Annotated in this window: 5 protein-coding genes; all 5 read right to left on the bottom strand. The window is 70.1% G+C overall.

The genetic code is table 11. From position 1 onward, the window contains the following. Nucleotides 1–259 precede the first annotated feature (259 nt). The 5 genes from Vqi01_RS20235 to Vqi01_RS20215 all read right to left on the bottom strand — a co-directional run bounded on the left by Vqi01_RS20235 (nt 260) and on the right by Vqi01_RS20215 (nt 6,105). The gene (locus Vqi01_RS20235; RefSeq protein ID WP_204036391.1) at nt 260–2,257 is read right to left on the bottom strand and encodes an AfsR/SARP family transcriptional regulator; all 1,998 of its coding nucleotides are present in this window, start codon (nt 2,255–2,257) and stop codon (nt 260–262) included. A gap of 28 nt (nt 2,258–2,285) precedes the next feature. Beyond that, a complete protein-coding gene (locus tag Vqi01_RS31350) occupies nt 2,286–4,166 on the bottom strand; it encodes an Hsp70 family protein (RefSeq protein ID WP_204036390.1) in 1,881 nt (626 codons plus the stop codon). Between the two features lie 513 nt (nt 4,167–4,679). After that, entirely contained in the window at nt 4,680–5,096 is a 417-nt protein-coding gene (locus tag Vqi01_RS20225; protein WP_204036389.1) for an Imm1 family immunity protein, read from the bottom strand. Beyond that, a complete protein-coding gene (locus tag Vqi01_RS20220) occupies nt 5,093–5,476 on the bottom strand; it encodes a DddA-like double-stranded DNA deaminase toxin (RefSeq protein ID WP_239098529.1) in 384 nt (127 codons plus the stop codon). Before Vqi01_RS20220 ends, Vqi01_RS20225 begins: the two co-directional genes overlap by 4 nt. Nucleotides 5,477–5,577: 101 nt before the next feature. Continuing rightward, nucleotides 5,578–6,105, bottom strand: coding sequence for a DUF6244 family protein (locus tag Vqi01_RS20215; RefSeq protein WP_204036388.1), 528 nt, complete (start codon nt 6,103–6,105; stop codon nt 5,578–5,580). Between the last annotated feature and the right edge of the window lie 28 nt (nt 6,106–6,133).

Raw genomic sequence — 6,133 nt, 5'->3', positions numbered from 1 at the left:
TGCCCCAGACATCGCAAAGCTCACCGTGGCCTCCCAGCCCTGAACCACAGCACGGGCCAACCGACGCGCGTCCAAGACCCGCTTCGTCAAAGGTCTCGTTACCGCCTAACCAAGGGCGACCCGCTCAAGCCGCGGCCTGTTCGCTCCGGACAGGCCGATAGCATCCGCGATGTCCTGGACGAGCTTCAGCTCGTCGGGAACGTCCGCCGGGGGGAGTGTGGATCTAACGACACACTCCCGGGGGTCCCGTATGCCGACATCAGCGATGCGTGCGCTGGCGGTCAGGGCTTTTCGCCGCCAATGTGGCGCTTTGGGCCTCGTCGACGCCGACGGCGGTGAGGCGCCTGCGGTACCGGTCAGCCAGATCGGCGGCGGCGGTGTGTTCGCCCAGGGTGTTGAGAATGGCGACGGTTCGTTGGTGCAGGTCGGCGTTGTACGGGTCGACTCGGATGCCGGCCTGAAGATGGGCCAGTGCCCGCCGGGGATCGGTTTCGGCGTCGGCCAAGGCTGCGTAGGCGTCGAGGACAGTGCGGCGGATCATCTCGCGGTGGTGGTCGAGCCATGGCCAGGTGCGTCCAGTGGCAAGGTCTCCGGTGTAGGCGTCGATGACTGTTTGCCATGCGGCGCTGGTGTCGGTGAGGGTGGAGGTGGCGTGGGCGATGGCGGCGCGGAGTTGCCACAGGTCGACGTGTACCAGTGCGGGGTTGAGGCGGTAGCGGTCGTCGGTGCGGTCGATGAGGGTGCCGTGTGTGGTGGTGCGGGTGGCGGTGCGTAGTTCGCTGAGGGTGGTGTAGAGGCGTCCGGTGAGTCGGTGTGCGGGCAGGCCTGGCCACAGTGCTTCGGCCAGGTGTCGGCTGTCGGCGCCGTCGGTGTGCACGGCGAGGAAGACCAGGGCTTGCTGGGCGGCGGTGCGCTGTAGCCGCACGGGTGTGCCGTCGATGAGGAGTTCCGGTTCCCCGAGTACCCGTAGCTGCAGCTGGGTGGTGGTGTCTTCGGGAGCCTGGTGCGCTGGCTTCGGACGTGGCATCTGTGTCGGCGGCGTGGGGTCTGATGGTGGGTCCGGTGGGTGGAGGTGTCCGGTGACGGTGAGCAGGTCTGCCGTGGCGGTGGGGTCCAGCACGCACACTCGGGGTCCGGCTATGGATGGGTCGCGGGGGTTGTGGGTGTGGCCTTCGGTGTTCACGTGCCAGGTTGGCGCGGCGGGCCAGGGGGTCAGGACGATCGGGGTGGTGGTGCCGGCGGTGAGGGCGTCGGCGAGACGCCCTGTTGGTGCCGTCTCGGTGATGAGTAATGCCTGTGTCGGCGGTCCGCCCGTGTGCTGGTCCGTTGGTTTGGATGAGTTGGCGGGTGGGGGTAGCAGCGCCGCGGCGTGCTCGTTGTCGTCGGCGATCCGTAGGTCCGGGCTGGGCTGAAGATGGTGGGCGGCCGGGCCGAGTAGCTCTTCGACGGCGCGGCGGGTGATGACCAGCTGTGGGGTGTGGTGGCGCAGGGCGGACAGGAGGACGGTCACGCGCAGGCCGCGGGCGGCGGCCAGGGCTCCGGGTCCGGCGAGGCCTGCACCTGCGGGGAGGAGAGCGGGCGGTAGGAGGGCTCCGGGTGCCAGCGGGCCGGCCGGTGCGGGTGCCTGGTGGCTGGTGGTGGCCGCTTGGATAGCGGTGACGGTGGCCGGTAGCGGCGTCAGGTCGGTGTCGGTGCGGATGGTCTGCGGGGTGGGGTTGGGCCGGTAGGCGCGGCGCCGTCGTAGCCATGTCAGCCCGGCCGCGGCGGCTATTTCGTCGGCGATCTTGCGGGGCAGCCATCCGCCGGGCACGCTGATTCCGTCGGCGCTGGTGGCCTGGTCGGTGTCGTCACGGTGGTGGGTGTCGCTGGTGCCGGTCGCTGTGGCGAGGTGGCCGGTTTCGGCGGTGGGTGTGGTGGGGGTGGCGATGGTCAGGGCGGCGGCGCCGGCCATGCCGGTGGCGGTGGCCTGCCACGGGGTGGGTAGCGGCATGCGGCGCAGCCATCGCACACCCGCCCACAGGCGTAGGGCGGCCCGGACGGTGACGAGGTAGGCGACGAACGCCCACAGCAGCCAGGCCAACACCACCAGCATCAGCATCAGGTTCTGTTCGGTGAGCGGTTCGCGGACCCACTGCCATAGCGCCACCCGCGGTGTGTCGACCGACGGCCAACCCACCACCTGCACCAGCAGGATCGGGGGGCCGGCCAGCAGCGCGGCGGCTAGTAGCAGCGATGCGACGTGCCGCGGCCACCGCATCAGCGCTCACCCCCTACCGGCGCCCGTGTCACGAGCGAGGTGGGCCCGGTGGAAGAAGGCTGCGTCGAGGGTGGGTGGACGCCGGTGCCGAGTAGAGGATGCGGGTCCATAGGCGAGCCAGCCACCACACGGTGGCGACGACGTAGAGGCCGGCGACGGTGCCGGTGTTGTGTCTGTGGACCAGCGTGGCGGTGAGGATTGCGAACGGTACGCCCATCACCAGCCGCATCCACAGCCCGGACACCAACGCCGTGATCACTCCGATGCCGATCAGCAGGCCACCGACGCGAGCCCCGAGGTTCATCCACGTGATCATGTGTGGTGGGTATGACGCGGGCAGCGACCATTGGACCAGCATCATTCCCGCGGCGGCCGTCATCACCGACGAGATAGGGAAGGCGAGGAACTCCGACCAGCCGCGCCGCGGGGTACGCCACTGACGGAACGCGATCAGCGCCAGCACCATCGCGACCAGCAGGGTCGGTATGACCGGGACCAGGGTCCAGCGCAGGAACGCGCCCAGTTCGGTGCCGATGTACTGGCTGCCCACCACCGCGTACATACCGACGACGGCGACACCGAGCCATGCGGAGGTGAGGATGCCGGTGGCGACCTGCGCTCCCGGGGACAACGGCACCCCGCTGTCGGTACGGGCGGCCAGCGCCGAACCGAGGACGGTGCCGGCGGCCAGGCAGGCGAGCACGGCGAACACCGACGCCATCGCCAACTCACCCCAGTTCAGAAACGCCCACCGGGTGTAGCCCGCGATCTCCCACTCCGCGGTGAAGAGCATGTGCGAGACCAGCGCCAGCGACGCGAACCCGGGCACCGCGATCGCGAGCGCCCGCCACAGCGTCGGCACCGGCTCCCCCGCCGGCGTCGCCTGGCCGGCGTCGAAGCCACCGGCGTCCGCTGCGCCGCGGGCCGCCGCGAGCAGCGGATCCGGCACCAACATCGGCCGCAACCCGGACTCGGCCACCATGACGTCGGCGACCAGCGGCATCTGCGCGGTGCCCCCTACGCACCACAACCCGGCGACGGTGGCCGGGTCGACCTCGGCGGCGGCGACCGCGTCACGCACCAGGCCCGCCGCCCGCACCAGGACCGGACGGGCGGCCTGCTCCACCACCAGATGGTTGAGTACCACCGCCGGCCCCGACGGCACCGGCACTGTCACCGCCGGATGCCCCGCCAGGGCGTGCTTCGCCGTACGCAGGCTCGCCGCCAACGCCCAACCCTCCCCCACCGGCATCCCCTCTGGGACCAGCGCGGCGGTCAACGCGGCGTCGATGGCGTCACCGCCGGCGTCCGGATCGGCGAGGGTGGACAGCACCTCGAAACCGACCGGGCTACGCCGCAGCACGCTCACTTCGGCGCCGCCGCCCAGGTCACACACCACCACCACCACCGAACCCACCGGCACCTGCACACCCCCGGCGAGCGCATGCGAGGCCACCGCCACCGGCGCCTCCACCAACCGTGGCTGCGGCAGACCGGCCCGGTGCGCGGCGTGCCGCAGCCACGTGCGGCGCCGCGGGCCCCACCCCGCCGGCACGACCAACCGCACATCCTCTACCGCGTCGCCGGCCACCCGATAAGCCTCGTCGACGACCCGCCGCAGCGTCGCCGCCACCAGATCCGCCGGAGCGACCTGCTCACCGGCCACGCTCACCTGCTCGTCGGCGGGACGCCGGGGGCGGGGAACGAACCGCTGCGGATCAGCGGCAGCCGCCTGCCATGCCCGCTGCCCCGTCACCACCGACTTATCAGCGGCGACAAGCACAGCACTGGGCAGCCCAGGCTCACCGTCGAACAACAGCGGCGACCACGACCCGTCCGGCCACGCCAGCACCGCCGTCGTCGTGGCGCTTCCACAGTCGATCGCCAGCCGCGCCTGCCCCGATCGCATACATGACAGTCAAACATGAGGATCACATTCACGTCACTCCTCAACTACACCCCGCAGCAGGCGAGCGGAAGCGTGATGATGGCCGATGCCGGGTACGTGTGCCCATCATTTGGGCGCCGTTTCCTGGCATGCCAAGGCATCTCGTCTGTCCACGAGATCGTCCTGATCTTGAACGTGGCGATTGCCGGACTGCGCCACGAAGGTGGTGGCGCCAGCGCTCCAGGCACCTCCCCCGTCACTGGAGGGGCCGGGCGGCTCGACTCCGCACGTGGTGTTGCTGTCCCTCACCTCCACCGTGCCGACGGGGGCCCAGGGCGACTCCTACGCACTTCACCGCAGTCCTAGTCCATCAGTGGGGCGCGGGCGGGATGTAGCGCCGTCCCAGACCCGCGCCGAGTTAATCGGCGTGGTCGAATAGGCGAACCGCTGCACCGGACGATTCATGAACGCGAGCGGCAGCGGGGGGGCGCGCCCACGCCAGCGGTAGTCCCACATCAACGCTGGTGGGGCGAGCTAATCGTTGGCAGCAGCCACGTTCGGCGGTCTGCCGCCGGTCTTGAGGAAGGTGCGTGCAATCTGTGTGGCCATGTCGGGCCGCAGTCGGAGGTGCTTGGCGGGATATTCGGTGGGTACTCCACCGAAGTCGAAGTGGAGTCCCTGGTCCGGAGGCTGAACGGTGGGATCAGAAAGGTAGCCGCCGTCGTCGGCGATGTGCACGGCGAAGGCGTGGGTGGGGTGGCCGAGCCCGATCTGGAGGCCGGGTGGCAGGTCGTCAGGGTCGTCGGTGATGTCGCTGACGATCGTGACGACGACGGGCTCGCCGGCCTGGTGAATCTCACACAGGAGGGCTTCCAGGGCGTCCGAGTCGGTCAGGTCGACCTCGTGGTTGTCGCGGTGGTCGCCCCGGTCGTAGGTCCAGGTCACCTTCATGCGATCGCCTTTCCGTTGCCGGTGTAGGTCCGCCAGTGGCGTACCTGTCCGTCATCGTCGCGTACGTAGACGTCCAGCTGCGCGCCGGCTGGCAGCAGCCGGGAGAGGATCTTCTCGCAGCCGTAGGGGGTGTAGTCGCAGGGCGGGTTGTTCGTGACCACAGCCGCGTGGGTGACGTGTTCGCGGCGCATCCGGGCGGCGAGTTTGGCCTCCAGATGGTCGGTCGTGGTGGCGATGAGCTGGTATGCCGGTTTCAGGTCGGCGGCGGCTGCCGGGTCGCGGCCCGACTTCATGGGTATCCGCTGACCATTGATCAGCGCCACGCCGGAGGTAGGGTCCTTCGCTTGGCGTCGAGGCAGCTCGCGGGCGGCGTCGGTCAACCATTCGGGGAGTCGTCCGGAAGAACCCGTTGGTGGGGTTGCGCTCGTAAAGGTGTCGGGTGGGGTGGGCGGTTGGCTGATGTCGCTACCACCGCCCGTGGTCAGTTTCCCAGTTCACCGACCCGCCGGGCCTGCGCCAGCGCCGCATCGACGTGACGTCGGGCCTCAGACCCACGAGTACGGACAGCCGCGAGGATCTGCATCACCTGCTGCAGACGCCCCAGCGTCGGACCGGGCTGACCTCCCTGCAGCGTCGCCCCGACGAGCCGCCGCGCCTCGTCGACTGCGGACGCCGCCCCAGCAACGCTGCCCTCCACCGCGGTCAGCGCCGCGACCACCGGTGTAAGCGCGGCAATGGTCTCCTGCGGCGACGGCTGTTGCGCCACAGCACCTACGGACCGCGATGCCTCACCCAGAACACCCGAGGCATCGTTCAACCGGGATCGGGCCTGCCCCAGCACGTCACGCACCCGCGCAAGACCGGCCGTGATGCCGACAAAACCGGAAGCCGCCGCACGGGCAGCGATCTGCTCGACGGCACGAACGACCGCCGCAACCTCCTGCTGTGACCGGTCCACACCCGCCGCCATCGCCTGCAAGTCGGCACCAATGGTGTCGGTCAGCGACATCGCCTCATCACCCCGCCCGAACACTCGC

Source organism: Micromonospora qiuiae, from assembly GCF_016863555.1.
Classification (GTDB): Bacteria; Actinomycetota; Actinomycetes; order Mycobacteriales; family Micromonosporaceae; genus Micromonospora; species Micromonospora qiuiae.
The sequence above is the reverse complement of the archived record's forward strand: the minus strand, read 5'-3'. Positions and strand labels throughout refer to the sequence as shown.